Consider the following 25,230-nt stretch of genomic DNA (forward strand, 5'->3'; position numbering starts at 1 on the left):
GTCAGTCGAGCGCGGACAGTTCCAGCACCAGGTCGTCCCGGTGGATCATTTCCGCCCGGCCCTGATACCCGACAATCGCCTCGATCTCGCGGCTGTTGCGCCCGGCAATCAGCTGCGCCTCGTCGGCGTCATAGGCGATCAGACCCCGGCCGATGATGCGGCCTTCCGGGCCGACCAGCATGACCGCGTCGCCGCGCATGAAGGATCCGCTGACCGACGTGACACCTGCCGGCAGCAGGCTCTTGCCTGACTTCATCGCCCTGACGGCGCCCTCGTCCAGCCGGATCTCGCCGCGCGGTTCCAGATGGCCGCCGATCCAGGCCTTGCGGGCGCTGGCCGGTGTCGCCAAGGCCGGGAACCAGGTGCCGCGCGCGCCCTCATCGAGACGCCGCAGCGGGTTGAGCTCTTTGCCGGAGGTGATCACCATCGAGGTTCCGGCAGCCGTCGCGATCTTGCCGGCATCGATCTTGGTCTTCATGCCCCCGCGCGACAGTTCAGACCCGGCGCTGCCGGCCATGGATTCGATTTCCGGCGTGATCCGGGGCACTTCCGGCAGGAACACCGCATCCGGGTTCTGTTGCGGCGGCGCCGTATAAAGGCCGTCGATATCGGAGAGCAGCACAAGGCAGTCGGCGCTGGCCATCGTCGCGACCCGCGCCGCCAGGCGATCATTGTCGCCATAGCGGATTTCGGAGGTGGCGACGGAATCGTTCTCATTGATGATCGGCACCGCCCCCATCTTCAACAGCGTTCCGATGGTGGCGCGCGCATTGAGATAGCGCCGGCGCTCTTCTGTATCGCCTAAGGTCAAAAGGATCTGCCCCGCCTTTCTCCCGTGTGCGCCGAGCGCGTCGGCATAGGCCTGGGCGAGCGAGATCTGGCCGGCGGCGGCCGCCGCCTGGCTTTCCTCAAGCTTCAGCGGTCCCTTTGGCAGTCCCAGGATGCCCCGGCCGAGCGCGATCGAGCCAGAGGAAACGATCAGCATTTCCGCACCGGCCTCCGCGAGCGAGACGACGTCGGAGACGAGCGCATCCAGCCACGCGCGTTTCAGGACGCCCTGCTCGACCAGGAGCGCCGAACCGATCTTGACGACGATGCGGCTGTAGGACTTCAAGGAGCGTGACATCAGGGATGCCAGCCTTCCTGTTCGGGGGACGGCACCTGGTTGGCGGCTTCTTCCTTGTCGCGGTCGATGGCACGGATGATCATGCGCAGCGCCCGGTCGACATTGAGACCGCTGGCGGAGGAGAAGATCAGGGGTTTCTGGCCGCAGGCCGCTTCCAGGCTTGCCGCCTTTTCCTCGATCAGCTCTTCGGTGAGTGCATCGCACTTGGAAAGCGCCACGATTTCCGGCTTGTCGGTGAGTCCGCCACCATAGGCTTCCAGCTCGCCGCGCACCACCCTGTAGGCCTCGCCCGGGTCTTCCTGGCCGGAGCCATCGACCAGATGCAGGAGCACGCGCGTGCGCTCCACATGGCCGAGGAAGCGGTCGCCGAGACCGGTGCCTTCATGCGCGCCTTCGATCAGCCCCGGAATGTCAGCCATCGCGAAGCTGCGGCCATCGATCTGGACGATGCCGAGATTGGGATGGAGCGTGGTGAAGGGATAGTCGGCGATCTTGGGCTTTGCCGCCGAAACCGTCGCCAGGAACGTCGACTTGCCGGCATTCGGCAGGCCGACGAGACCGGCATCGGCGATCAGCTTCAGCCGCAGCCAGATCCATTTTTCCTGGCCTTCCAGACCGGGATTGGCCCGACGCGGCGCCTGGTTGACCGAGGACTTGAAGTGCGCATTGCCGAAGCCGCCATTGCCGCCTTTTAAAAGCAGCACCTTCTGGCCGAGCTCCGTCAGGTCGGCGATCAGCGTCTCGTTGTCTTCCTCGAAGATCTGCGTACCGACCGGCACCTTCAGCACCACATCGCCGCCATGGGCACCGGTCCGGTTGCGGCCCATGCCGTGAATGCCGGTCTCGGCCTTGAAATGCTGCTTGTAGCGGTAGTCGATCAGCGTGTTGAGACCGTCGACGCATTCGATGATGACATCGCCGCCCTTGCCGCCGTCACCGCCGTCCGGGCCGCCATATTCGATGAATTTCTCGCGCCGGAACGACACGCTGCCAGCGCCGCCATTGCCGGAGCGTACATAGATCTTGGCCTGATCCAGGAATTTCATTTTCTTGTTCTCTTTCGTTCCGTCTCAGGCCCGATCCCCTGATCAATGGCCGTTCAGAAACTCTGTTCGTGTCAATTCCGTGCGGATGGCGGGCACGGTGCCGCCGCGCGACAGGCTCGCGCAGCCCACTTCCCCAACCTCGCGGAACCCGATCTTCTTCGCAACGCTCAGCGATGCCGGATTTTCCGTCATGGCTTCGCAGGCGATCAATTGGTGATCCGTATTGCCGAAGAGCCAGGCGACCGCCGCCTGCGCTGCTTCGCTCATATATCCCTTGCCCCAATAGGGCCGCCCCAGCCAATAGCCGATCTCGGGGGTCTGCCGCAACTTTTTGAAGCCGAAGCCGCCGATCAACCGGCCTTCAAGGTCGATCTGGAAGGCCAGGTCGTCCGTCTGCCGCCAGTCGGTCCAGCGCGCAATCGAGTTCTGCAGCTTTTTCCGGCCTTCATCCAGGTCGTAGGGGTGAGGCACCCGCGACAGCATCTTGGCAACTTCGTAGTCGCCCAGTAGCTCCGCGCAACGGTCCAGATCCTCCAGGCGCGGGGCCCGGAGAACCAGCCGGCCCGTTTCGATGACGGGCGTAGTCATGCCGCTTCCTTCCGCGCCTCGAAGTCGGCCCGCTCCAGACGGACGATCACGTTGGAAACCCGCCGGTCGAGCGTCTTGGAGAACCGCTCGGTCATTGCATAGGGCTTGAAACCCATCTTGCGTAAGAGGCCGCGGGAGCGGAAATTGTCCTCGAAGGCCCGCGCAGCGATGGCATTGGTGCCGAAAGCCTCGAAAGCCCAGTCGAGCGCCGCTTCCACTGCCTCGCTGGCATAGCCGTGCCCTTGGAAGGCGCGGCCGAGCCAGTAGCCGATAGTTGGCAGATCGGCCAGGTCATCCAGATCGCCAGGCGGCTGGATGGCCACGACACCAATGAACACTCCGCCGAGTGTGATGGCAAAAAGCGCTTCCGTTTCGAACGGGTCCTTGCCGACAACCGTCTTCAGGAAGGTCTCCGCCGTCCCCTCCTCATAGGGCCAGGCGAAGGAGGTCAGCCAGCGGGCTACCTCGAAATCGCGGCCTGCCAGCTGCACCATGGCATCGGCATCCGTCATGGCGATCGGCCGCAGAACCAGGCGCCGCGTCTTCAATTCAGGTAACGTGTTCATCGTCCTTGCCCCCACCCTTTGAGCGACTTCCAGACAGCGCGTTCCAGCGTGTAGCGTTCAATCGGCACGGAGCCGCCCGCCGCAAGCGAGCGGATCATGCTCTGATCGCGATACTGGAACCCGGATTTGACCAGCACCCGGCGCGAGGCCGGATTGGTGACGCGGCACGAGCCCTGCAGCTCGGCGATGTCGTTATAGGTAAAGGCGTGGTCGACCAGCGCATGCACGGCTTCGGTCGCAAGGCCCTGGCCCCAGAAGGGCTGGCCCAGCCAGTAGCCGACATGGATCGGGCCGCCCGGCTCCACGTTGGCATAACGCGCGATCCCGATCAGCCGACCGGTGCTCTTCAGGCGGATGGCGAAACAGGCCGTGCTCGGCAGAATGAGCGAAGCCTTTGTGACCAGCGCCTTGCCGTCGTCGAGGGAGAAGGGATGAGGCATGGTGGCAAGGTTCGCCGCCACGGATTTGTTGTTGGCCAGAAACACCAGGTCGGCCAAATCGTCCAGCCGCGGCTTGTCGAGCCGCACACGGACCGCTTCCTGCGGCAACGGGGCCGCAACCAGACTGCTCTCGTCTAATAAACCGTCACTTTCAACAACCATCTTTTCCTCCAGCCAAAACAAATCAAGGGAGAGATGGCGCCCCATCTCCCCCTTCAATTTTGACCGGTCGGATTGCTGACCTGTCTCGAATTGCCGGGGTCTTACGGGACGCCGGCGTTTCGAAACTTCACGTCGGCTTTACTCCGCTGCTTCCGCTACCGGGAGCACGTTAATGTAGGTTCGCTTGTTGGCTTTCGCCTGGAACTCTACCTTGCCTTCCACGGTCGCGAAGATGGTATGGTCCTTGCCCATACCAACGCCGGTACCCGGATGCCAGGTGGTGCCACGCTGACGTGCGATGATGTTGCCGGGAATCACAGCTTCCCCGCCGAATTTCTTGATGCCGAGACGGCGGCCGGCTGAGTCGCGGCCGTTGCGGGACGAGCCGCCTGCCTTTTTATGTGCCATCGTGAGAACTCCTCGTTCTTCGAATACTTCTTAACGGTTCGGGAGCGGCGGCTTAGTTGCCAGCCAGTTCCTTTGCCTGTTCAACCCAGTTGCCGCGTTCGAACTTGCCCTTCAGGCCGGTTTCTTCTTCAACGCGTGCGACGTCTTCAGCAGTCATGGCTGCGACCTGAGCGAAGGTGGTGATGCCCGCCTCGTTCAGCTTCTTCACAGCGGCCGGACCGGCGCCGTCAAGCTTCTTCAGGTCGTCGCCTTCTGCTGCAGCAGCTGGTGCGGCTTCAGCAGTTTCCTCGGCCTTCGGCGCTGCCTTCTTCGGCGCTGCCTTCTTGGCCGGCTTTGCACCACCGGTCAGGATATCGGTCACCTTGACGAGGGTGAAAGACTGACGGTGGCCGTTGCGGCGGCGGGAATTCTGACGCCGGCGCTTCTTGAAAATGATGACCTTGCGGTTGCGGCCCTGTTCGACCACTTCCGCAACCACGGTTGCGCCTTCCACAAGCGGAGCGCCGACGGTGGTGTCGGTGCCGTTGCCGACCATCAGAACCTCTTCAAAGGTGATGGTGCTGCCGGCTTCGGCTTCGAGTTTTTCGACCTTCAGGAGGTCGTCGGCGGCAACAGTGTACTGCTTGCCACCGGTCTTGATCACTGCGAACATGTCTCGCACGTCCTTCTTTTCGTTTTTGACACGCCGAAAGCGGGTGTTAAACCTGCCCTCTGGCTGTTTTCGGGTCGAACCGAGGCGCCTGTCCCTCCAGGCCTTTGAAGCCTGATTGACAAGTCTTTGTGTCGGGTTGCGCGTGAAGCTTTAAAGCCCGGCAGGCCTTGAACGACAATCAAATCCCGAAAAAGCGAACCTTTTCGAGCCCGCGCAATATAGTCGGACAAAGCCCGTTGTCAAACGGAAATCCCGATAGAAAGAGGGAAAAGTGCCGGTTTTTTTGAATCTGTTGGCGGAAGGCCCACCGGTCTCGTGCCGGCTCTCGCATCGGTCTCTGGCCAGTCCCGTGTCGGTCTCTCGGTCGTCTTAGGTTCTTTTCCGACCGTTCTCAAGACAGCTCTCTCATCCGGAACGCCGTGTTGCCCGACGCTCACTGGCGCGGTCCTAGCGGTCAAACGGACTGTCTCCGGGCCTGCAGGGACTCGGCCGACCGCCCCGTTGCCCGGTCTCGTTCCGACGACCGTTTGCGGTTACCCACAAGGACCTCCTGTCACCCGGGCCGACTTCGCGCACCCCTTGCAGGGACACCTGCCGTCACGCCTGACGGACCGCGGACCGCCATCCCGAATGTACCAGTCATGAGGAAAATCCGGCTGAAACTCTAATGTTTTCCTGCGGAACTCCTGTCTGAAACAGCCTAATCCACAACCTGAAAATTTCCTGCAAATCCGGGCTTGCAGCCAGCGAAGACTGTGTCTATGTTCCGCGCCACTTGAGACCCGTTATCGCAAGTACCGCGGAGAGGTGCCGGAGTGGTTGAACGGGGCGGTCTCGAAAACCGTTGAGCGCGCAAGCGTTCCGGGGGTTCGAATCCCCCTCTCTCCGCCATTCGCTCAATAGGGGCATATATCTTCTCCTAACAACTTGAACGGCAATGTGGTTTTCGGGTTTTGAACCCCCGATTCCGGGCACCATGCCAGATGGACCGCAAAGGTCAGCCTCAGGACCAGTTTTCACAACTCGGATTGCCTAATTGCCAAATCTTTGAGGGGTTTGCGAGAACGTCGAAGGCTGGTTCGAATATTTCCTCGAAGGTCACCTTCTTGTCTCCCGCATTTTGGCGCTTTTCAGCGAGCAGAAGTTTGTCGCGTTCCGAAGACGCGATGCTCTTCTCATAGGCCAGGGACAGGCCCTTCTTCCTTGTCGATAAAACGATTGAGTAAATCGGGTATTATCGGGTAAGGAATCGGATATTCAGTCTCCCCCCGTCATGAGGGAGCCCAACTTTCATGATTTAACAAGGTTGAACTCCTTGTTGTCACAGGTCCAACTTCATTCGAATTCGCCGACGCGCTCTCGACAAATTGCGAGCATCCGCTCGGCCTTACCTGCTATGTCATCGTCTATGCCCGCGACATCTGGGATGCTGACTGTGTCAAGGCCCGCACGCAGTCCTGAAAGCAACTCTTCGATCGCCTCGGTGGCTGCCGTGGCAGTCAGGCCAGCCGTCGCTGCCATTTTAAGGAAGTCAGCGCGGCGCAGGCGATTATCCTTGCCGTTTATCTTCAGGGCCATTCGGTCATGTTCAAGGCCAGGAAAGACGACCGTGGTGACGGCATCATAGAGCAGCGCGAGCCCCACGGTCTCAAAGCTACCTGCGCCCGGCTGCGCGATCTTGAGCAGCGCGAGATTTTTGAGGTGCATGTCTCCATCCGCAATGAGCCAGGCGAACAATGCGCGCTTAAGCACCAGCACCAGATCGGCTTCGGGATTGGTCGAGAGCGGTCTGACGGCGCGGGCGATACGCTCAATGGTGCCGTCATATTTGGCTTCGGGGGGAAGATCGAGAACCGAGCACAAATCTTCGAGCGCGAGACGCCGCGTGTCATCTTTTGAAGTGCGAATATCGAAGCGCTCGACAATCAACGCCGGCGGCATGCCGTCCGGCATAGCGGTCAACGCCGTTGGCGGCGCGTCGAGACTGGCATGGCGGCCAAGCGTCATAGCGAGAAACTCGATCACCGGCAGCCCCTGAAAGCCGCTAGTTCCGGCAGGCTTGAGTATGTGCGTAAAAGGCAGGCCGGTACTCGGAATAAGTTTACCGTCTTCTTTGAGGAACATCGGCGCCTTGATCTGCACACCGGACAGCCGCGGTGTGTCGGCGCAGGCGTAAAGGCGCGCGAGCTTTTCTTCGAAGCTCTGCTCGATGTCACCGCGGCTTGGTCCGGCATAGGTACCGGTGAAGACGCCGCCGGTTTTGAAGTCGTTTAGACGACTGACCAGAACATCTGCGGGCAAGGCGTCAAGTTCGGCAGCCTTTGTGCTGATCGTGATATTTGACATGTAGCGTTTGCCCGAGCGCAGAACGCCGCGCTCGTCACTCTCCTTAAGGACACGCTCCAGCCACCCTTCGGGCAAAAGAGATAGAATGAAGGGCGGCAGCTTGCCGGGAACGCGCTGTTGGATCAACGGCAGGTCGAACCCCTTGTCTGGCTTCCAGCGCCATTCAAAGCCGTCATACGAGAGATGCCCGATGTGGGTCCCATGCCAGGCGACGGTGAATTTGAGTGCCGCCTCATTGCGAACCGCAATCTCAGCTGGTGTATGGAGCAGATAGCGTTCGGCCAGTTCCCCTTCGCGATACCATTTGTTTTCACGAGCGAGCGCCCAGAGTGCATCAGCGGCTGCTTTAGGATCACTATACTCGGCTACCAGCCGCTGCGCGATGTCGGCGCGCATTGCTTCATCGATTGAGGCAGCGTGTTCGCTGCGTAGCCGGAAGGCTTCGAGAAAGCGCTGACGAATGGACGAGACGTTGGTTCGAAACTCTCCTAGCCCATCAGCGATGGTGGCGCTGGCAACAGCCGGGTGGTCGGGTGCAACATTTTGGATTATTTCCAGGGTCCTGATCCGGGTGCGCTGGTTTCGCGGCCCGCTGATAAAGAGCCGGCCATCACGCGTCGGCGCGAGCAGGATGGCGCTGGCGGCAGAGAGATAGGCACGCGGATAGAGATAGCGGGCGATCCGGATCGCATGCCTGAGCACATCGGTGTCGGCATCGGTGTCGGCATCGACATAGATACCGCGCATGAGCTGCACGATCTTGCCGGTTTCGGCCTGATAGTGGGCACGGGTTTTGTCAAGGTTTTCGCCGACGAGATAGAGCAATTTTCTAACTTTCGCGTGTCTCACCTGCGGGAAAGTTATAATTCTTCACTTCAAATGTCGAGAGCTTCTAACTTTCGCGTATTTCACCTACGCAAAAGTTGGAATATCAACATCGTCCGTCCCCTCTGGTCTGGACCAAGGCACGGTGCAGCAGTACCGGGGCTAGCGTCCCACCACGCTTATAAGCCGAAGGGCTCTGCCCTGAAGTGGAAAGGGATCGGGTCGAAGGTCAGCGAATTCTCTATCCGCCACTCTTCTCAAAAATCACTGTAGTCCTGCATAGGCCCGCCCCTGCATAGTGGTGCCCCCAATTTCTTTTCAGCGCGCTCATATGTGCAGACCGGCCAATTTCATGGCCGGTCGTAGAGCATTAGATCTTCCGATAGTCAGCCTTGGCCGATGGTGGCGTTGAAAGGCATCGCCTGCTGATTCCTGGGCTTTCCGAGGTGCCTGGAGGCTGCGAAGACCAGCCCCACTAATCCCATCATCGCCGCCAGCCAGAAGGACGACGAACCCGGATGCTGCAGGAAGGTGCCGGCCTGGAAGGCGATTGTGGCACCCGCATAGGCGACGAGGGTCGTCCAGCCGGCGGCGAAGGCGGCCCACCAGGTGCCGATTTCGCGGGCGATGGCCGAGAGCGTCGCAACACAGGGAATATAGAGGAGCACCGCCAGCATATAGGCGAATGCGGCCGTACCGTTGCCGAAGTTGCGGCTCATTTCGGCAAAGACAGAGGCAGAAACATCTTGTTCGGCTGCGGCGACCTCGAAGGTTGAAATGTCGCCGATATCAAGCCCAAGCGGATCCAGTGCGGCCGCCGCGAGCCCTGCCAGTGAACCGCCAAGTGCCAGCAACGCATCCGTGGCCGTCTCGAGAGGACGCGGTGCGCCGTCGGCCGCATCTTCACCCGAGGCATAAAGCGACTGCAGCGTACCGACCACGGTTTCCTTGGCGAACATGCCGGTGACTAGCCCGACGGCGGCGGGCCAGTTGTCCTGACTGACGCCCATCGGTTCGAGAACCGGTGTCACCTGCCGCGCAGTGAGCGCAAGAACGGAGGTTCCGCCGGTTTCGTTGCCGAAGCTGCCGTCCGGCCCGACGGAATTCAGGAAAGACAGCAGTGCCACGACGATGACGATGGTCTTGCCGGCCTCGGAAACGAACTGGCGGATGCGGGCCCAGCAGAGGCGCAGGACGCGGGAGAGCGGCGGCATCTGGTAGACCGGCAACTCGATCGCCAGTGGGCGCGGCTGCTTCAGCGTCAGCCTCGGCGCCAGCATCCAGCCGGTGAAGAGGGCTGCGGCAATGCCGATGAGATAAAGCGCGAAGACGACGTTCTGGCCACCCACCGGGAAAAAGGCGGCTGCAAAGAGCGCGTAGACCGGCAGGCGGGCGCCGCAGGACATGAAGGGCGCCATCATGGACGTCAGGATCCGCTCGGCGCGCGTGTCGAGGGTGCGGGTCGCCAGAACCGCCGGGATGGTGCAGCCGAAACCCAGTACCAGTGGCAGGAAGGCGCGGCCGGAAAGACCGAGACGGCGCATCAGCCGGTCGGCGACGACCGCGGCTCGCGTCATGTAGCCGCTCTCCTCCAGAAAGATCTGGCACAGGAACAGGAAGCCGACCACGGGAACGAAGGTACCGACCGTCTGGATGCCGGTGCCCGTCGCCCCGACGGTGACATCCGCGACACTGCCGGATAGGCCAAGCCAATGAAACAGAAGCGCGGGCGTCTCGACAAAGGCCGCCTGACCGAGACCGTCGAAGAGGTCGATGAAGACGCCGGAGAAGTTGATCGTCAGGAAGAAGAGGAGATACATCACGCCCAGGAACAGCGCCGGACCGAACCAGGGCGACAAGGCGATACGGTCGAAGCGGTCGGAGAGAAACCTGCGTCCAACCGGCGGCGGCATGTCGATCTGGCGAACCAGAGCGGTTGCCTGTGCCAAAGGCGCGTCCGCCAGATACTGATCGACCGGAACGCCGTCAACCAGACCGGCCTTCTCGATAAGCCTGTCCCGGATCTCGAGCAGATCCTTGCCGGCGCGCCGTTCCGTCAGCCAGTCCCGTTCCATCAGACGGCGGGAAGCGGCGACGGTGTTGGCGTCTTCATAGGCCGGCCGTCCCTCCAGCGCCTGGCGCATCTTCTCCAGAGCGCTGGCCGCATTGGCGGGAAGCGCCGTTTTAACCGCCGATGACCCGCCGTCTGCCCTAAGCTGCAAGGCGGCCGCGAGCTGCGCATGCAACTGATCGAGACCGGCAAGGGTGCGGCCGGAAACCGGAACCACGGGAACGCCAGTTTCTTCGGTGAGGATGCGCGCGGCGGCATCGACCGCAAGCGCGGTCCAGCAGTCGGCCTTGGTCAGAACAGCGACCACCGGCACGCCGTTGCCCTTCGCCTGCAGCAGCATGGAAAGGCCCCGATGGGGGGCGGAAAGGTCGACGGCGACGACCAGCGCGTCATGCGGCATGTTGATCAGGGCGTCACGGGCGACCCGTTCGTCGATCCGTTCGGCCTGCGGTGCCGACAGGCTGGAAACACCGGGAAGGTCGACGAACTCGACCGCCAGCCCTCTTATATCCGCCGTGCCGCTCTTGCGATCGACGGTGACGCCCGGCCAGTTGCCGATCAATTGCCTTGCGCCGGTCAGCATGTTGAAGAGGGTCGATTTGCCGGAATTTGCCGGACCGAGCAGGAACACCCGGTAGCGGGCGGGCGCGCAGGGCAGAAGATCCCGTTTGGCACAGCCGGGCGCGGCGCAACTGGAGCATCCCATCAGTTTGCCTCCACCGGACGTGGACATCCGCAATTCGTGCCGCAGGGCTGCAGGCAGACATCGCAGGCAAGGTCCGCGCCTATTGCAGCTCGGTTCTCGCCATAGGCTACGATGCGCGGGCGTTGCCCAGCCCCCCGCAGAAGCTGAAGTACCGTGTCAGGCGCAAGACCTGTCGAGAGGAGTTCCAGTTGAGACTGTCTTGAAGTGCCGAGCGAGGTGACATGATAGGCCCGGCCGGGCACGGCCGCCGCAAGGGTGAGCGCCGCCGCTTCCGGCTTGGGCCTTGTCTCAGCAAACCCTTGCGCATTCGTGGAGGCGTGCAAAACACTGTCTGACATCTCAGACCTCTCTTTGGGCAGATGAAGAACGGACGGTGCAAACCCGGGCAAGCCGGACGTCGCCGGTTGCCTCGGTCGGCATTTGCCGCACCTGGATGGATCGGACGGCGCCCGGTCGGCGCAAAAGGAAAACCGTCGCGCCAGTCATGCAGACTAGTTGCACCCCCAGCACGGCAACGGGAACGGACAGGGCGACGCTGAGCCAAAGGACGCCGGTCATCATCGCGATCGCCAGCAGCTTGAAGCGCAGGGCGATAGCGCCATTGGCACGCCAGTCCTTGATGGCCTTGCCGAACATCCGGCTGTCTTCCAGCCGCTTTTGCAGGCCGGGAGAGCTCTTGCCGAAGGCAAAGGCAGCCAGAAGAACGAACGGCGTCGTCGGCAGAACCGGCAGCACCGCGCCAAGGCCGCCAAGGCCGAGAGCCAGGAACCCCAGCATTCGCCAAGCGGTGCGTTTGACCGACGGGGCAATGATTTTCAAAGCTGGTTTCAAGGGGGAAGCCTCTTAAACTGGAGCAACATGCTCATGTTTATCGAGAGGCCGGCTGCCCTGTTTTGACTTTCGTCAAGCAGCAGCAGTTTTTGCGAATGAATTTCAATTGCAAGGCGGAGCCAAGGCAGTCTGCGACCACGGAACACCGGTTTCGGTTTGAGGCTCAGGGTTCTGCCAGGCCCTGCCACTGGTGCAGATTGTCCCCGGTATCGAAGCCTGCCGTTGCCAGCGCGCGGGCGGCGATCTGGCGTGTCATGTCCTCAAGGTTCGAGAAGCCGGTATAAAAGGGCGGCACGGGCGGCGAGACGACGGCCCCCATCCTTGTCACCTTGAGCATGGCTTCCAGATGGCCCTCGTGAAGGGGCGTTTCCCGTGCCAGCAGGACGAGGCAGCGGCGTTCCTTGAGCGCAACATCTGCCGCGCGGACCAACAGCCCCTCGCCGGTCCCGTAGGCAATGGAGGCAAGGCAGCGCATGGAACAGGGGGCGACGATCATCGCGTCCACGGGAAAGGTGCCGCTGGCAATCGGCGCCGCAATATCCCCGACTGCATATTCCGCGGTCACCAGGTCCTGGATCTCGCTGCGCGCACCCTCCCAAAGCTCATGGCGGATGGTCAGTTCCGCCCCCTTGGTCACCGTCACGAAGGTCTCGATGCCAAGGGGCTTTGCGAGGCGTAGCAGGTCCAGCGCTATTGCCGCGCCGGAGGCTCCCGAAATGCCGAGGACGAGACGCTGCGGCCGGGTCATGCCAGGGGCTCCAGCATCCCGGCCGGTTGCAGCTGTGCCCAAAGTCTGCCGGCCCTTTCCTCCACGCCGGAGGGCATGGTCAGTTTCTCAGCGAAGGTGCGTGCCGTTTCCGCACCGATCTTGATCGTCGCATCAATGCCGAGCTTGCCGCCGAGACCTTCGCGCGGGCTGGCAAAATCGAGCTGGTCGACCGGTGTATTGTTCAAGATCAGGAGATCGCGCTCCGGATCGGACCGGGTGGCGACCGCCCACATGACGTCGTCCCAGCTGCGGATATCGATATCGGCGTCGACGGCAATCACATACTTGGTCATGGAGAATTGCGGCAGCAGCGACCAGAAGCCCATCATTGCGCGGCGCGCCTGCCCGGGATAGGACTTGTCGATCTTCAGCACCGCCACCCGGTAGGAGCAGGTCGCAGGCGGCAGATGGACATCAAGGATTTCCGGGATGGCCTGGCGCAGCAGCGGACGGAAAAGATCCTGCATGGCCTCGCCGATCACCGACGGCTCGTCGGGAGCCCGGCCGGTGAAGGTGGAGAGGTAAACCGCGTCCCGGCGCATCTTCATGCCCGTCAGCTGGAAGACCGGATAGGAAGCGGCCTCGTTATAGTAGCCCGTATGATCGCCGAAGGGGCCTTCCAGCGCGGTTTCACCCGGCCGTACTTCGCCTTCCAGGACGATTTCGGCACTCGCCGGAACGTGCAGGTCGATGCTGTCGCAGGGTTGAAGCCTTACCGGAGCGCCGTTGAAGATGCCCGCCAGGGCAAGTTCGCTGACATTTCCCGGCGCCGGAATGACGGAGGCGAGCAGGGTTGCCGGATCGCAGCCGATGACGACGGCAACCGGCATCTTTCCACCCGCCCTGATCCATTGCCGGTGATGCTGGGCGCCGCCGCGAAACGGCAGCCAGCGCAGGATTGCCCGGTCGCGGCCCTGCACCTGGATGCGGTAGATGCCGAGATTGTAGCTCTTCGGGTCGTCCGTGCCCGGTGCGCGGGTGACCACCATGCCCCAGGTGATCAACGGCCCCGCATCGCCGGGCCAGCAGGTCTGGACAGGCAATTGCGTCAGATCCGGATCGACGCGGCAAAGCTCCCTTGAAGGGCCTGCGGTCTTCGGCCGGGCATTGAGGCCAGCCCTTGCCACCGGAAACAGTTTGCGGGCGTCCCGCCAGGACGCTGGCGGCTGCGGGCTGCGCAGCGATGCCAGAAAAATTCCGAGATCCGGCAGGCTTTCGGGATGGAGCCCCAATCCGTTGGCGACGCGCTTCGCCGTTCCGAAAAGATTGACGAGGAGAGGTGCGGCAAAACCGCCCCTGCCCGCCCGGACGGGATTGGTGAGGAGCACAGCCGGACCGGCCTTGCCGATCACCTTGCGATGCAGGGCTGTTGCCTCAAGGTGCAGATCGACCGGTGACTGCAGGGCCTGCAGTTCGCCCTCTTTCTCCAGAAAATCAAGAAACCTGCACAGGTCGGGGAAAGGCGGAAGATCGCGGCCGGTCATGGACTTCTCATTTGCTTCGAGAGGTCAACGCGCCTTGCAACGCGCTTCAGGATGTCCGGGATATCGTCAGAACGGCTGCCAGCCGCCTTGACCTTTGTCAAGTTGGTGGCAGGGGCATCCGGACTAGGGTCCGGCCACAGAAAGTGAGACCCGGATGCAACCACAGCCCTCTTCCGACACCCTGCCGCCCCTCGTTTCCACGCTCATTGCGCCGCTGCCGAAACCACCGATGGAAGCACTGCTGTCGACACTGACAAGGCGGCTTGTCGCGCGTCGGCCGGATCTTATCCGCCGGCTCGGGGACGTCGTCCGGGTGCCGATCGCCATCGTGCCGGACGACATGCCGCATGCGTTCCTGCTCTCCCTCGACCCGGCGAAGTCGCGCGTGCGGATCTGCGACAAGAACCGGATCGACAACGCTGCTGCGGTGGTGCGGGCGCCGTTCCTCGTTCTCCTGGGTCTTCTGGACGGCACCTACGATGGCGACGCCCTGTTCTTCAGCCGGGATCTTCGCATCGAAGGACGGACGGAACATGTGCTGGCCCTGCGCAACACACTGGAAGAAGCCGATCTGACACCGGGCGAATTCTTCGGCCTCAGCGGAAAGTCGGCCGGCTGGGTGAATGCGCTGAGCGACCGGTTTCTGGGGCAGGTGCGGGCCTATGCGCAGAAATCCGCCTCCTCTGCCAACACCAACCGGCACCTGTCATGACCGGGCCGCGACCGATGGAACTGGTTTGCCCTGCTGGAACGCCTGCCGCATTGCGTGCAGCAGCGGACGCCGGTGCCGACGCCATTTATTGCGGGTTTGCCAACGAGACCAACGCGCGGAATTTTCCGGGTCTGAACTTTACCCCCGAGGAGCTCGCCGAGGCCATCTCCCATGCCCATCGCAAGGGATCGAAGGTTCTTGTCGCCATCAACACCTTCGCCCGGGCAGGCGACGTCACCCTGTGGACCGCGGCCGCCGATACGGCAGCCCGCTGCGGTGCCGATGCCATCATCGCCGCCGACCTTGCCGTCCTCGATCATGCCGCAAACAGGCATCCGGACCTCAGGCTTCATCTTTCCGTCCAGGCGGCCGCCAACACGCCCGAGGCAATCCGGTTTTACGCCGAGACCTTCGGCGTCAAACGGGTGGTCCTGCCACGTGTGCTGTCGGTGCCCGAGATCGCGGCGCTGAACCGGGAGATCGATGTGGAGACGGAGGTCTTCGTCTTCGGCGGGCTCTGCGTGATGACGGAGGGGCGCTGTTCGCTCTCCTCCTATGCCACAGGCAAGTCACCGAACCTCACCGGCGTCTGCTCGCCGCCCGACCATGTCGACTACCACCAGGACGCCTCGGGCAAGCTGCTTGCCCGGCTCGGCGGTTTCACCATCGACACTTTCGAGGCCGGACAGGCCGCCGGGTATCCAACGCTCTGCAAGGGGCAGTTCTCTGCAGAAGGCAAGACCGGGTACCTGTTCGAAGATCCCGTCAGCCTCAACGCGTTCGAACTGCTTGGCGATCTTTCCAGGGCGGGGGTAACCGCCTTGAAGATCGAAGGCCGCCAGCGCGGCAAGGCCTATATCGCGGGTGTCGTCAGCGCCTTCCGCAAGGCCGTCGACAGTCTTTCCGGCGGCGGTGACCCGACACCGGCCATCGCGGCGCTGAAAGCCTTTTCCGAAGGCGGCAAAGAGACCGCCGGTTCCTACAAAAAGACCTGGCGGTGACCATGACGGACGTGCCCCGGATTGACCTTTCCCTCGGCCCCTGCCTCTTCAACTGGCCGGCGGAGAGGCTGCTCGACTTCTACACCCGCATCGCGGACGAGGCGGATATCGACGTCGCCTATCTCGGTGAGGTCGTGTGCGGCAAGCGCATGCCCTTCACCGATCCGGTCTGGCCGGAGGTTTTCGACCGGCTGACGGCTGCGGGAAAGAAAGTGGTGCTGTCGACGCTTGCCCAACCGGTCAACAAGCGCGAGCGGGAGATCCTACGCCAGCAGGTGGGTTATGACCTGCCAATAGAAATCAACGACATGTCGATGCTGCCTGCCCGCGCCGGCCGGGCCTTCACGGCCGGGCCGTTCCTGAATATCTACAACGAGGCGAGCCTTGCCCTGCTGGCTGCTCGCGGGGCTGACGCCTGGTGCCCGCCGGTTGAGCTGCCGCTTGCCTCGATCCAGAAAATTGCAGCGCTGGTGCCGGAGGTGGAGATCGAACTCTTTGCCTTTGGCCGGCTGCCGCTGGCGCTCTCCTCGCGCTGCTATCACGCCCGGGCACACGGGCTGCGCAAGGACTCGTGCCAGTTCGTCTGTGACCAGGATCCAGATGGCATGCTGGTGGAAACGCTGGACGGACGCCGCTTCCTGGCCGCCAACGGCATCCAGACGCTGTCCGACACCTGTCACGTGGCGGGACTGACCGGCGGACACCTGGCGGCTTCGGGTATCCGCCGGCTTCGCCTCTCACCCCACACGACGGACATGGTCACAGTCGCCCGGCTGTTCCGAAGCTTTCTCGACGGCGGCATGGACAGCCACGAATTCGAGGCGAAGCTGGAGGCCCTGGATCTGCCCGGGCCGCTCAGCAACGCTTATCTTGCAGGAGATGCGGGATGGAAGAAGACAGCGCTGCCGATCTGACAGACACCGGACGTCCCACGGTACTCGAGGGCGATCACCTGCTGGAACAGATCCACCGGGAACTGGCCGGCCTCGACATGCCCTGCGGCTGCAAGAGCGAGCTCGACAGGACGATCCGGGCAATCGAGGCCTGGCACCGGCTGAAGACCCATGCCGACCTGTCGCGCGAAATCTCGGCCGATTACCAGCGACTTGCCTCGGGCATCTCTTTCCTGACGGATCTTGTGCAGATCGCCACCAGCCCGCTTTCCGCCCAGGAGCTGCGCGATCACGCGGAAAGCCTTCTCTTCCTTTCAAGTCTGGCGTCGAGATGCTCAGGACATCTTGTCGCGCTGGCGAAAGTTACCGAAGAGGGCCGGTAGAACTCCAGCCTTCCCAAACGCCACTTTCGTCATCCCGGCCAAGCGCAGCGCGAGCCGGGACCGGGGAGCCCAAAAGGAAATCAGGGGCCCTCCGGTCCCGGATCTCCGCTTCGCTGCGTCCGGGATGACGTGGCGGTGAGACGCAGATCTCCAAAAGCTATGCAGGTCTTCACCTCTCAGCTGCGCAGCAACTTGACGATAGTCAAGACATCCGGATTTCAACCCTGTGACCATGCCCCTATACCGGCCCGGGATATTCCTGGCCGTCACGCATATCCCGTTTCCTGCAGGGGGCATCACCATGACAGCAAGCATTCCCTCAAAGGACCAGGGAACACCGTTCCGGGTGCCGACGGTCTTCACCGCCGGGTTCCGGTTCTTCTTTCTCTCCGCCGGGCTTTTCTCGGTGCTGGCGATGTCCGTCTGGACGGCGTGGCTTGCTGCTCAGGCTGCAGGTAGAGGTTTGACAACGATTCCTATCGCCATGGCGCCACAGCTCTGGCACGCGCATGAAATGCTGTTCGGCTATGCGGTCGCCGTGATGGCAGGTTTCTTCGTGACGGCGGTACCGAGCTGGACCGGAACGAAGGATACGGGTGCTGCCTTTGTCACCTTCAGCGGCCTGATCTGGCTGGCCGGACGGCTGGCGGTCTGGTTTTCCGCCGCTCTAGATCCTCTCCTCGTCGCGGCGGTCGATCTCGCCTTCGTACCGGTTCTCTCTACAGCCGTTCTGGGGCGTCTGGCGCAGAAGTCGCAGGCGCGAAACATGGTCTTTCTGGCGCTTCTGACAGCGCTCTTTGCCGGAAACCTGATGATGCATCTCGACTGGATCGGCTGGACGGGCGGCAACGCCGAGGCCGGTGTCCGGCTCGGCATATTCACCAGCGCCGCGATGATTGCCGTCATCGGCGGGCGTGTCGTTCCCGCCTTCACTCGCAACGCGCTGCTCCGGAAGGGGATCGAAGATGCCCTGCCCCGTTCGCGCCCCTGGCTGGACAGGTCCGGCATCCTTCTAACTCTTCTGGCCGCGCTCGGATGCCTGCCCTATGTGCCCGAAGCCGTGCTCGGCTGGATTTGCCTGGCGGCCGGCATTGTCACGCTCTTGCGTCTTGCCGGCTGGCGGGGCTTTGCAACCCGCAACGATCCGATCCTCTGGATCCTGCATGTGGCGTTCCTGCTGCTCGGAACCGCTTACCTGCTCTACGGCCTGACCTTGCTGACTGGCTTCTGGCAGGAGACTGCGGCACTGCATCTGCTGGCAGCGGGTGCCATCGGCAGCATGACACTTGCGATGATGACACGGGCATCGCTCGGCCATGCGGGGCGACCGCTTATCGTTTCCAGGCCGATCGTGGCGGCCTATGCCGCCCTGATCGCCGCGGCGCTGGTGCGTGCCTTCGCCATCCCGGTCTGCGGCTATTTCGAAACCATGCTGCTGTCGGGCGGTCTCTGGATCCTGGCCTTCGGGCTCTATTCCTGGGTTTATTATCCGATCCTTACCCAGCCCAGACAGCGGAAATAGATCGCCTCGCCCTATAAAGTGGCGGACCAGATGATCGATGAATCAACCTCACCGCAGTCATTCCGGCCAAGCGCAGCGCGAGCTGGGTAGCACAGGACCTGCTATGTGCTTGCTTTCAGTTGCTGGGCCCCGGCTCTCCGGTCCCGGATCTTCGCTTCGCTGCGTCCGGGAAGACGACCTGATGAGTGTGGTCAAATCGTGCTGCTCCCACCTCCGGCGCGACCGCTAGGCCCGGAACGCAAAACACTTCCGCTTGCTTGACTATCGTCAAAGCGTCCGGTGCCCAGTTGCCCCACAACTGCTCCCCAAGAGAAACAACACGATTTTCTGGAGCGTTGCCTGTGGGTCGTCCCCGTCACATTTTCCGGTTCAGCCTTTTGAGCCTTTTGATGCTTGCGGTGCTGGCAGCGATGCCGCGTGTGCAAGCGGCGGAAGCTCTGGTCGGCGGTTTTCTGGAAAAGGTGCAGCCGGCGGATCTGGTCCCCGGCGCCGACATATTCGGCCCGCTGAATGGCGATGTGCCGGTCGTGCCCGCGCTGAAGGACGGCGAAACCCTGGGCTGGGTCTATCTCACCTCCGATTTCGTCTCCACCACCGGCTATTCCGGCAAGCCGATCCACACACTGGTCGGCGTCGACAAGAACGCGGTCATCACCGGTGTCCGGCTGGTCAAGCACTCCGAACCCATTGTCCTGATCGGCATTCCGGATGCGAAGATCCGCGCCGTGACCGAAGGTTATGCGGGGCTCGATCTGAAGGCGGAAGCCGCCAGCGGCGGTTCGGCTCACGACCTCGACATCATCTCCGGCGCCACCGTGACCATCATGGTGATCGACGATTCCATCATCCGCTCCGGCCTCAAGGTTGCGCGCGCCCTTGGGCTGGGTGGCCTTGCCCCAGACATCGCCGACCAGGGCCCTCAAAAGGAGATTGATCCTGAGAAGAGGGAAATCAGCGACTGGTCAACCCTGACCGGTGATGGTTCGGTGCGGCGCCTTTCCCTTGATGTCGCACAAATCAACGAAGCCTTCCGGCGGCAGGGCGATCCAAGGGCACTGAAACGCCCGGAAGCAGGGCCGGAAACCGATACGTTCATCGACCTTTATCTCGCCCTCGCGGACGTGCCTTCCATCGGCCTGTCGCTCCTGGGCGACGCGGAATATGCCAACCTGACGAAGCGGCTCAAGGACGGCGAACATGCTCTTCTTGTGACGGGCCGCGGCCGCTACTCCTTCAAGGGCTCGGGCTATGTGCGCGGCGGCATCTTCGACCGGATCCAGCTGATCCAGGACGACATCTCGGTGCGTTTCCACGACCGCCAGCAGACGCGTGTCGGAACGATCGCGGCGGCCGGTGCCCCGGCCTTTACGGAGATGGACCTCTTCATCATACCGGCCGATTCAGGCTTCGATCCGGCAAAGGATTTCCGCCTGCAGCTTCTGGTGCAGCGGCCTGTCGGCCCCATCGACAAGGTCTTCCTGACCTTCGACCTCGGTTACCGTCTGCCAGACGCCTACCTTAAGACAACTGCACCGACTGTGCCTGTTGTTGCCTCGGGCTCGAGCGACACTGTTTCGGCCGGCAAGGATGAAGGTGTCCAGGCGCTCTGGCGGCGGATCTGGAACGACCGCAAGGTGGACGTCATCATTCTTGGCATGGCGGTCGCGGTGCTGACGCTGGTGTTCTTCTTCCAAATGCAGGTGACCAAAAACGAGCGCTTCACCTTCTGGTTCCGCATCGGCTTCCTCACCTTCACTCTGGTGTGGCTCGGCTGGATGGAAAATGCGCAGCTCTCTGTCGTCAACGTGCTGGCCTTCTTCTCGGCCCTGACCAGCGATTTCAGCTGGGACGCCTTCCTGATGGACCCGCTGGTGTTCCTGCTGTGGTTCTCGGTTGCCGCTGCCCTGCTCTTCTGGGGACGCGGTGCCTATTGCGGCTGGCTCTGCCCCTTCGGAGCACTGCAGGAGCTGACCAACCGGATCGCCAAACTCTGCCGCATTCCGCAGATCGAAGTGCCCTGGGGTCTCCATGAACGCCTCTGGCCGGTGAAATACATCATCTTCCTGGGTCTCTTCGGCCTGTCCCTCTATTCGCTCGACATTGCCGAACACTATGCCGAAGTCGAACCGTTCAAGACCGCGATCATCCTGAAGTTCCAGCGCGCCTGGCCCTTCGTTCTCTTCGCTGTGGCACTTCTGGCAGCAGGGCTCTTCATCGAGCGCTTCTACTGCCGGTATCTGTGCCCGCTCGGCGCCGCGCTTGCCATCCCGGCACGGCTCAGGATGTTCGACTGGCTGAAGCGCTACCGGGAATGCGGCAATCCCTGCAACCGCTGCGCCAAGGAATGCATGGTCCAGGCCATCCATCCGGAAGGTCACATCAATCCCAACGAGTGCCTGAACTGCCTGCATTGCCAGGTTCTTTATCAGCACGATCAGAAATGTCCCGTTTGCATCAAGAAGCTCGCGAAAAGACGGCGGTTCGAGGTGCAGACCGGGCTCGCGAAGCCGGAAACCAAAGCCACTGCGGAAACGCCGGCACCGGCCAAGTAACCTTCAATAGGCAACCTAAGGAGATCCGCCATGAAGGAATTTGAAGAGAAACGGGGTGTATCACGCCGGGACCTGTTGGGCGGGTCCGCAAAGACCGCCATCGTTGCCGGCATGGGCGCCGTGGCGCTAAGCAACGCCGACGCTGCCTTTGCCCAGGAAGGCGGGCAGAAGTTTGAACTCGCCCCCGGTGAACTCGACGAATATTACGGTTTCTGGTCGTCCGGCCAGTCCGGAGAATTGCGCATCCTCGGCTTCCCTTCCATGCGTGAACTGATGCGGGTACCGGTATTCAACCGCTGCTCGGCGACCGGATGGGGCCAGACCAACGAGTCGCTGAAGATCCTGACCGAAGGCCTTCTTCCGGAAACCAAGGCGTTTCTCGCTGCCCAGGGCAAGGTCACCTATGACAATGGCGACCTGCACCACCCGCACATGTCCTTCACGGACGGGACCTATGACGGGCGCTACATCTTCGCCAACGACAAGGCCAACACCCGCGTAGCCCGCATCGACTGCACGACGATGAAATGCGACAAGATCATCGAGATCCCGAACGCGCACGACATCCACGGCATGCGGCCGCAGAAATACCCGCGCACGGGATATATCTTCGCGAATGGCGAACATGAGGCCCCGCTCGTCAACGACGGCAAGATCCTTGACGACCCGTCACAATATTCCTGCATCTTCACCGCAATCGACGGCGACGAGATGAAGGTTGCCTGGCAGGTGATCGTCTCGGGCAACCTCGACAACACCGACGCCGACTACCAGGGCAAATACGCCTTCTCAACGAGCTACAACTCGGAAATGGGCATGACACTTGCCGAAATGACCGAGAGCGAACTGGACCACTGCGTCGTCTTCAACATCAAGGCGATCGAGGAAGCGGTTGCTGCCGGCAACTACCAGGAGCTCAACGGTGTGCCCGTCGTTGACGGCCGCAAGGAAGCCAACTCCCAGTTCACCCGCTACATCCCGATCCCGAACAGCCCGCACGGCTGCAACACTGCGCCGGACGGAAAGCACGTCGTCATCAACGGCAAACTGTCGCCGACCGTCTCGATCATCGATGTCACCAAGCTGGATGCGCTGTTCAACGAGAATGCCGATCCGCGTTCCGCCGTCGTCGGAGAACCGCAGCTCGGCCTCGGCCCCCTTCACACCGCCTACGACGGCAAGGGCAATGCCTTCACGACCCTGTTCCTGGACAGCCAGGTTGTGAAGTGGAACATCGACAAGGCAATTCGCGCCTATGCAGGCGAGGACGTCGACCCCATCATCTCCAAGGTCGACGTGCATTACCAGCCGGGCCACAACTCTACCTCCATGGGCGAAACCAACGAGGCCGACGGCAAGTGGCTCGTGTCGATGAACAAGTTTTCCAAGGACCGGTTCCTGAATGTCGGGCCGCTGAAACCGGAAAACGAACAACTCATCGACATCTCCACGGACAACATGAAGGTGGTTCATGACGGCCCGACCTTCGCCGAGCCCCACGACAGCATCATCGTGCACGCGTCGAAGGTGAACCCGGCGACCGTCTGGGATCGCAACCACCCGTCTTTCGACGACGCCAAGAAGCAAGCCGAGGCCGACGGTGTTGACCTGGAATATGCCGAGGATGTCATCCGCGACGGCAACAAGGTGCGTGTCTACATGCACTCCGTCGCGCCGACCTTCAGCCTGGAAAAGTTCACGGTGAAACAGGGCGACGAGGTGACGATCTACGTCACCAATATCGACGACATCGACGATCTGACCCACGGCTTCTGCCTGTCGAACTACGGCATTGCGATGGAGGTCGGGCCGCAGGCGACCGCGTCGGTGACCTTCATTGCCGAGCGTCCGGGTGTGCACTGGTTCTATTGCCAGTGGTTCTGCCACGCACTCCACATGGAAATGCGCGGCCGGATGTTCGTGGAACCGAGGAACGCCTGAACCATGCACCGCGCCCTTTTCAACCTGTCCGGTCTTTCCACCGCGATTCTTGTCAGCCTTGCGGTCTCAGGACCGCTGGCCGCCAAGGAATGGCAGGTGCCGGCCGAAAAGGGCGCGCTTGCCGAAATCCTTGCAAGAACGCAGGCCGGGGATGTCCTCCGGCTTGCGCCCGGCGACCATGAAGGCCCCGTCGTCCTGGACAAGCCGCTGACGCTGGATGGCGCAGGCAAGGCTCGCATCACCGGCGGCGGCAGCGGCAGCGTCATCACGGTGGAAGCAACCGACGCGGTGATCGAGGGCCTTGAATTGACCGGCTCCGGCCTCTCACAGGAAACCCTCGACGCGGGCGTCAAGCTGACCAAGAAGGCGCATCGGGCAATCGTTCGCAACAACCGCATTCTCGACAACCTGACCGGCGTCGATGTGCACGGTGCCAGGAACGCAATTGTCTCCAACAACCTGATCGAGGGCCGCCAGGACCTGCGTATGAATGAACGCGGCAACGGCATCTATGTCTGGAACGCACCGGATCTTCTGGCCGAACACAACACCATCCGCTTCGGCCGCGACGGCATCTTCGTCAACGCCAGCCACAAGGACACGTTCCGCGCCAATCACTTCGAGAACCTGCGCTTCGCGGTCCACTACATGCACGGCAACAACGGGGTCATCGAAGGGAACGTCTCGGTCGGCAACGACATCGGCTACGCGCTGATGTTCTCCAACCGGCTGAAGGTGCGCGGCAATGTCTCCATCGGCGACCGCAATCACGGCCTGATGCTGAACTATGCCAACCAGGCCGAGATCAGCGGCAACCAGGTGGAAGGCGGCGGCGAGAAGTGCCTTTTCATGTACAACGCCAACAAGAACAACGTGAGCGGCAACCGGTTCGAGGGCTGCCCCATCGGCATCCATTTCACGGCCGGGTCCGCGAACAACGCCTTTGAGGGCAATGCCTTTATCGGCAACAGGACACAGGTCAAATATGTCGGCAGCCGCCAGCTCGACTGGAGCACCGGCGGACGCGGCAATTACTGGAGCGACCATCCGGCTTTCGACATGAACGGCGACGGCATCGCCGATACGTCCTACCGGCCCAACGACATGATCGACCAGGTTCTCTGGACCCAGCCTTCCGCCAAGCTACTGGTCGGGTCTCCGGCCGTGCAGCTGCTGCGCTGGACCCAGTCGCAATTTCCGGCGCTGCTGCCCGGCGGCATTGTCGACACCGCCCCGCTGATGCATCCGCCGGCACGGGCGTTTCCTAATTCGGGGGTTCAAGGATGACCGAAGCTAATTTCAATTCGCCGACCCTCGCCCTCAAAGCCATCAGCAAGACCTTTTCGGGCCTCAAGGCTGTCGACGATGTCTCCTTTTCGCTCAATCCGGGCGAACGGGTCGCCCTGCTCGGCCACAATGGCGCTGGCAAGACGACGCTGTTCAAGATCGTGCTGGGATTTCTGAAACGCGACCGCGGCGACGTCTCGGTGCTGGGAGCTGCTCCCGGCAGCCACGCTGCCCGCGCCGGCACGGCTTACCTGCCGGAATCCGTTGCTTTCCCGGCTTCGCTCACCGGCAAGGAGGTGCTGACTTTCTATGCAAGGCTGAAGGGAGAAAGACCCGCCAGTGCGTTGCCATTGCTCGACCGGGTCGGCCTTGCCGATGCGGCCAAACGGCGGGTCGGCACCTATTCCAAGGGCATGCGCCAGCGTCTGGGTCTCGCCCAGGCCTTGATCGGGAGGCCAAGGCTGATCCTGCTGGATGAACCGACGACCGGGCTCGATCCCATCTCAAGGCAGAACGTCTACGATCTGATCGGCGAGATTGCCGGTCAGGGCACGACAGTACTGCAGTCTTCCCATGCCCTAATGGAACTTGAGGCCCGGACGGACCGGATCCTGATCCTCTCCAAGGGCAAACTCGTTGCCGACGACATCCTGAGCCGGCTAAGGGCTCAGGCAGGCCTGCCGATCAGGCTGAAAGTCTGGACGCGGCCGGAGGACCTTGCACAGGTCTGCGAAAGCCTCGGTGGCGGGCGCATGAACGGGCGCTCCGTGGAGTTCGACTGCAGCGCCGCTGACAAGGTCCGGCGACTGTCGGCCATCAGCGCCCTCGGCAGCCTGGTGGAGGATGTCGATGTCCATGCACCAAGCCTCGACGACGTCTACCGGCACTTTTCCAACACCGCGAACAGGGAGGCTTGAGC

22 protein-coding genes and 1 tRNA gene are annotated in these 25,230 nt (G+C 62.2%); 10 read left to right on the top strand and 13 right to left on the bottom strand.

Annotated features, from left to right (window positions below):
* Position 1: 1 nt before the first annotated feature.
* The 7 genes from proB to ACX3M4_RS13320 form a co-directional block, all read right to left on the bottom strand.
* Entirely contained in the window at positions 2-1,126 is a 1,125-nt protein-coding gene (gene proB, locus ACX3M4_RS13290; protein ID WP_459359029.1) for a glutamate 5-kinase, read from the bottom strand.
* Positions 1,126-2,172 (bottom strand): GTPase ObgE, encoded by a 1,047-nt coding sequence (obgE, locus tag ACX3M4_RS13295; RefSeq protein WP_459359030.1) that lies wholly within the window; start codon positions 2,170-2,172, stop codon positions 1,126-1,128. Before obgE ends, proB begins: the two co-directional genes overlap by 1 nt.
* A 42-nt stretch (positions 2,173-2,214) precedes the next feature.
* Entirely contained in the window at positions 2,215-2,760 is a 546-nt protein-coding gene (locus ACX3M4_RS13300; protein ID WP_459359031.1) for a GNAT family N-acetyltransferase, read from the bottom strand.
* A complete protein-coding gene (locus tag ACX3M4_RS13305) occupies positions 2,757-3,326 on the bottom strand; it encodes a GNAT family N-acetyltransferase (RefSeq protein ID WP_459359032.1) in 570 nt (189 codons plus the stop codon). Before ACX3M4_RS13305 ends, ACX3M4_RS13300 begins: the two co-directional genes overlap by 4 nt.
* Positions 3,323-3,928, bottom strand: coding sequence for a GNAT family N-acetyltransferase (locus tag ACX3M4_RS13310; protein ID WP_459359033.1), 606 nt, complete (start codon positions 3,926-3,928; stop codon positions 3,323-3,325). The genes ACX3M4_RS13305 and ACX3M4_RS13310 overlap by 4 nt, the downstream gene beginning before the upstream one ends.
* 138 nt (positions 3,929-4,066) lie before the next feature.
* Positions 4,067-4,336 (bottom strand): 50S ribosomal protein L27, encoded by a 270-nt coding sequence (gene rpmA / locus ACX3M4_RS13315; RefSeq protein ID WP_006933726.1) that lies wholly within the window; start codon positions 4,334-4,336, stop codon positions 4,067-4,069.
* A 52-nt stretch (positions 4,337-4,388) separates the two neighbouring features.
* Entirely contained in the window at positions 4,389-4,988 is a 600-nt protein-coding gene (locus ACX3M4_RS13320) for a 50S ribosomal protein L21 (RefSeq protein WP_459359034.1), read from the bottom strand.
* A gap of 801 nt (positions 4,989-5,789) precedes the next feature.
* Here ACX3M4_RS13320 and ACX3M4_RS13325 point away from each other — a divergent pair.
* Positions 5,790-5,879 (top strand) — tRNA-Ser (locus ACX3M4_RS13325).
* A 444-nt stretch (positions 5,880-6,323) separates the two neighbouring features.
* On the opposite strand, the gene ACX3M4_RS13330 is transcribed toward ACX3M4_RS13325, so the two are convergent.
* From ACX3M4_RS13330 to ACX3M4_RS13355, 6 genes are all read right to left on the bottom strand, one after another.
* Entirely contained in the window at positions 6,324-8,159 is a 1,836-nt protein-coding gene (locus ACX3M4_RS13330) for a type II toxin-antitoxin system HipA family toxin (RefSeq protein ID WP_459359035.1), read from the bottom strand.
* Between the two features lie 386 nt (positions 8,160-8,545).
* A complete protein-coding gene (feoB, locus tag ACX3M4_RS13335; protein ID WP_459359036.1) occupies positions 8,546-10,936 on the bottom strand; it encodes a ferrous iron transport protein B in 2,391 nt (796 codons plus the stop codon).
* The gene (locus tag ACX3M4_RS13340) at positions 10,936-11,274 is read right to left on the bottom strand and encodes a FeoA domain-containing protein (protein ID WP_459359037.1); all 339 of its coding nucleotides are present in this window, start codon (positions 11,272-11,274) and stop codon (positions 10,936-10,938) included. The genes feoB and ACX3M4_RS13340 overlap by 1 nt, the downstream gene beginning before the upstream one ends.
* A 1-nt stretch (position 11,275) precedes the next feature.
* Positions 11,276-11,767, bottom strand: a complete 492-nt coding sequence (locus tag ACX3M4_RS13345; RefSeq protein ID WP_459359038.1) for a YbaN family protein — start codon at positions 11,765-11,767, stop codon at positions 11,276-11,278.
* 163 nt (positions 11,768-11,930) lie between these two features.
* A complete protein-coding gene (locus tag ACX3M4_RS13350) occupies positions 11,931-12,515 on the bottom strand; it encodes a UbiX family flavin prenyltransferase (RefSeq protein WP_459359039.1) in 585 nt (194 codons plus the stop codon).
* The gene (locus ACX3M4_RS13355) at positions 12,512-14,020 is read right to left on the bottom strand and encodes a UbiD family decarboxylase (protein WP_459359040.1); all 1,509 of its coding nucleotides are present in this window, start codon (positions 14,018-14,020) and stop codon (positions 12,512-12,514) included. Before ACX3M4_RS13355 ends, ACX3M4_RS13350 begins: the two co-directional genes overlap by 4 nt.
* A gap of 154 nt (positions 14,021-14,174) precedes the next feature.
* Between ACX3M4_RS13355 and ubiT the strand changes: the two genes are divergently transcribed.
* The 9 genes from ubiT to ACX3M4_RS13400 all read left to right on the top strand — a co-directional run bounded on the left by ubiT (position 14,175) and on the right by ACX3M4_RS13400 (position 25,228).
* Positions 14,175-14,732 (top strand): ubiquinone anaerobic biosynthesis accessory factor UbiT, encoded by a 558-nt coding sequence (gene ubiT, locus ACX3M4_RS13360; RefSeq protein WP_459359041.1) that lies wholly within the window; start codon positions 14,175-14,177, stop codon positions 14,730-14,732.
* 14 nt (positions 14,733-14,746) lie between these two features.
* Positions 14,747-15,733 carry a ubiquinone anaerobic biosynthesis protein UbiU gene (ubiU, locus tag ACX3M4_RS13365; protein ID WP_459359427.1) on the top strand — a complete coding sequence of 329 codons (987 nt, stop codon included), beginning with the start codon at positions 14,747-14,749 and terminating at the stop codon, positions 15,731-15,733.
* 2 nt (positions 15,734-15,735) lie between these two features.
* On the top strand, positions 15,736-16,647 hold the full coding sequence (gene ubiV, locus ACX3M4_RS13370) for a ubiquinone anaerobic biosynthesis protein UbiV (protein WP_459359042.1): 912 nt from the start codon (positions 15,736-15,738) through the stop codon (positions 16,645-16,647).
* A complete protein-coding gene (locus ACX3M4_RS13375) occupies positions 16,620-17,009 on the top strand; it encodes a hypothetical protein (protein ID WP_459359043.1) in 390 nt (129 codons plus the stop codon). Before ubiV ends, ACX3M4_RS13375 begins: the two co-directional genes overlap by 28 nt.
* A gap of 301 nt (positions 17,010-17,310) precedes the next feature.
* Positions 17,311-18,531, top strand: coding sequence for an NnrS family protein (locus ACX3M4_RS13380; protein ID WP_459359044.1), 1,221 nt, complete (start codon positions 17,311-17,313; stop codon positions 18,529-18,531).
* A gap of 389 nt (positions 18,532-18,920) precedes the next feature.
* Complete coding sequence (locus ACX3M4_RS13385) at positions 18,921-21,083, top strand: 4Fe-4S binding protein (protein ID WP_459359045.1); 2,163 nt, start codon at positions 18,921-18,923, stop codon at positions 21,081-21,083.
* A 30-nt stretch (positions 21,084-21,113) separates the two neighbouring features.
* A complete protein-coding gene (gene nosZ / locus ACX3M4_RS13390) occupies positions 21,114-23,024 on the top strand; it encodes a TAT-dependent nitrous-oxide reductase (protein WP_459359046.1) in 1,911 nt (636 codons plus the stop codon).
* Positions 23,025-23,027: 3 nt separating this feature from the next.
* Complete coding sequence (locus ACX3M4_RS13395; protein ID WP_459359047.1) at positions 23,028-24,311, top strand: nitrous oxide reductase family maturation protein NosD; 1,284 nt, start codon at positions 23,028-23,030, stop codon at positions 24,309-24,311.
* Complete coding sequence (locus ACX3M4_RS13400) at positions 24,308-25,228, top strand: ABC transporter ATP-binding protein (protein ID WP_459359048.1); 921 nt, start codon at positions 24,308-24,310, stop codon at positions 25,226-25,228. Before ACX3M4_RS13395 ends, ACX3M4_RS13400 begins: the two co-directional genes overlap by 4 nt.
* The last annotated feature ends 2 nt before the right edge of the window (positions 25,229-25,230 follow it).

The organism is Roseibium sp. M-1, from assembly GCF_054515675.1.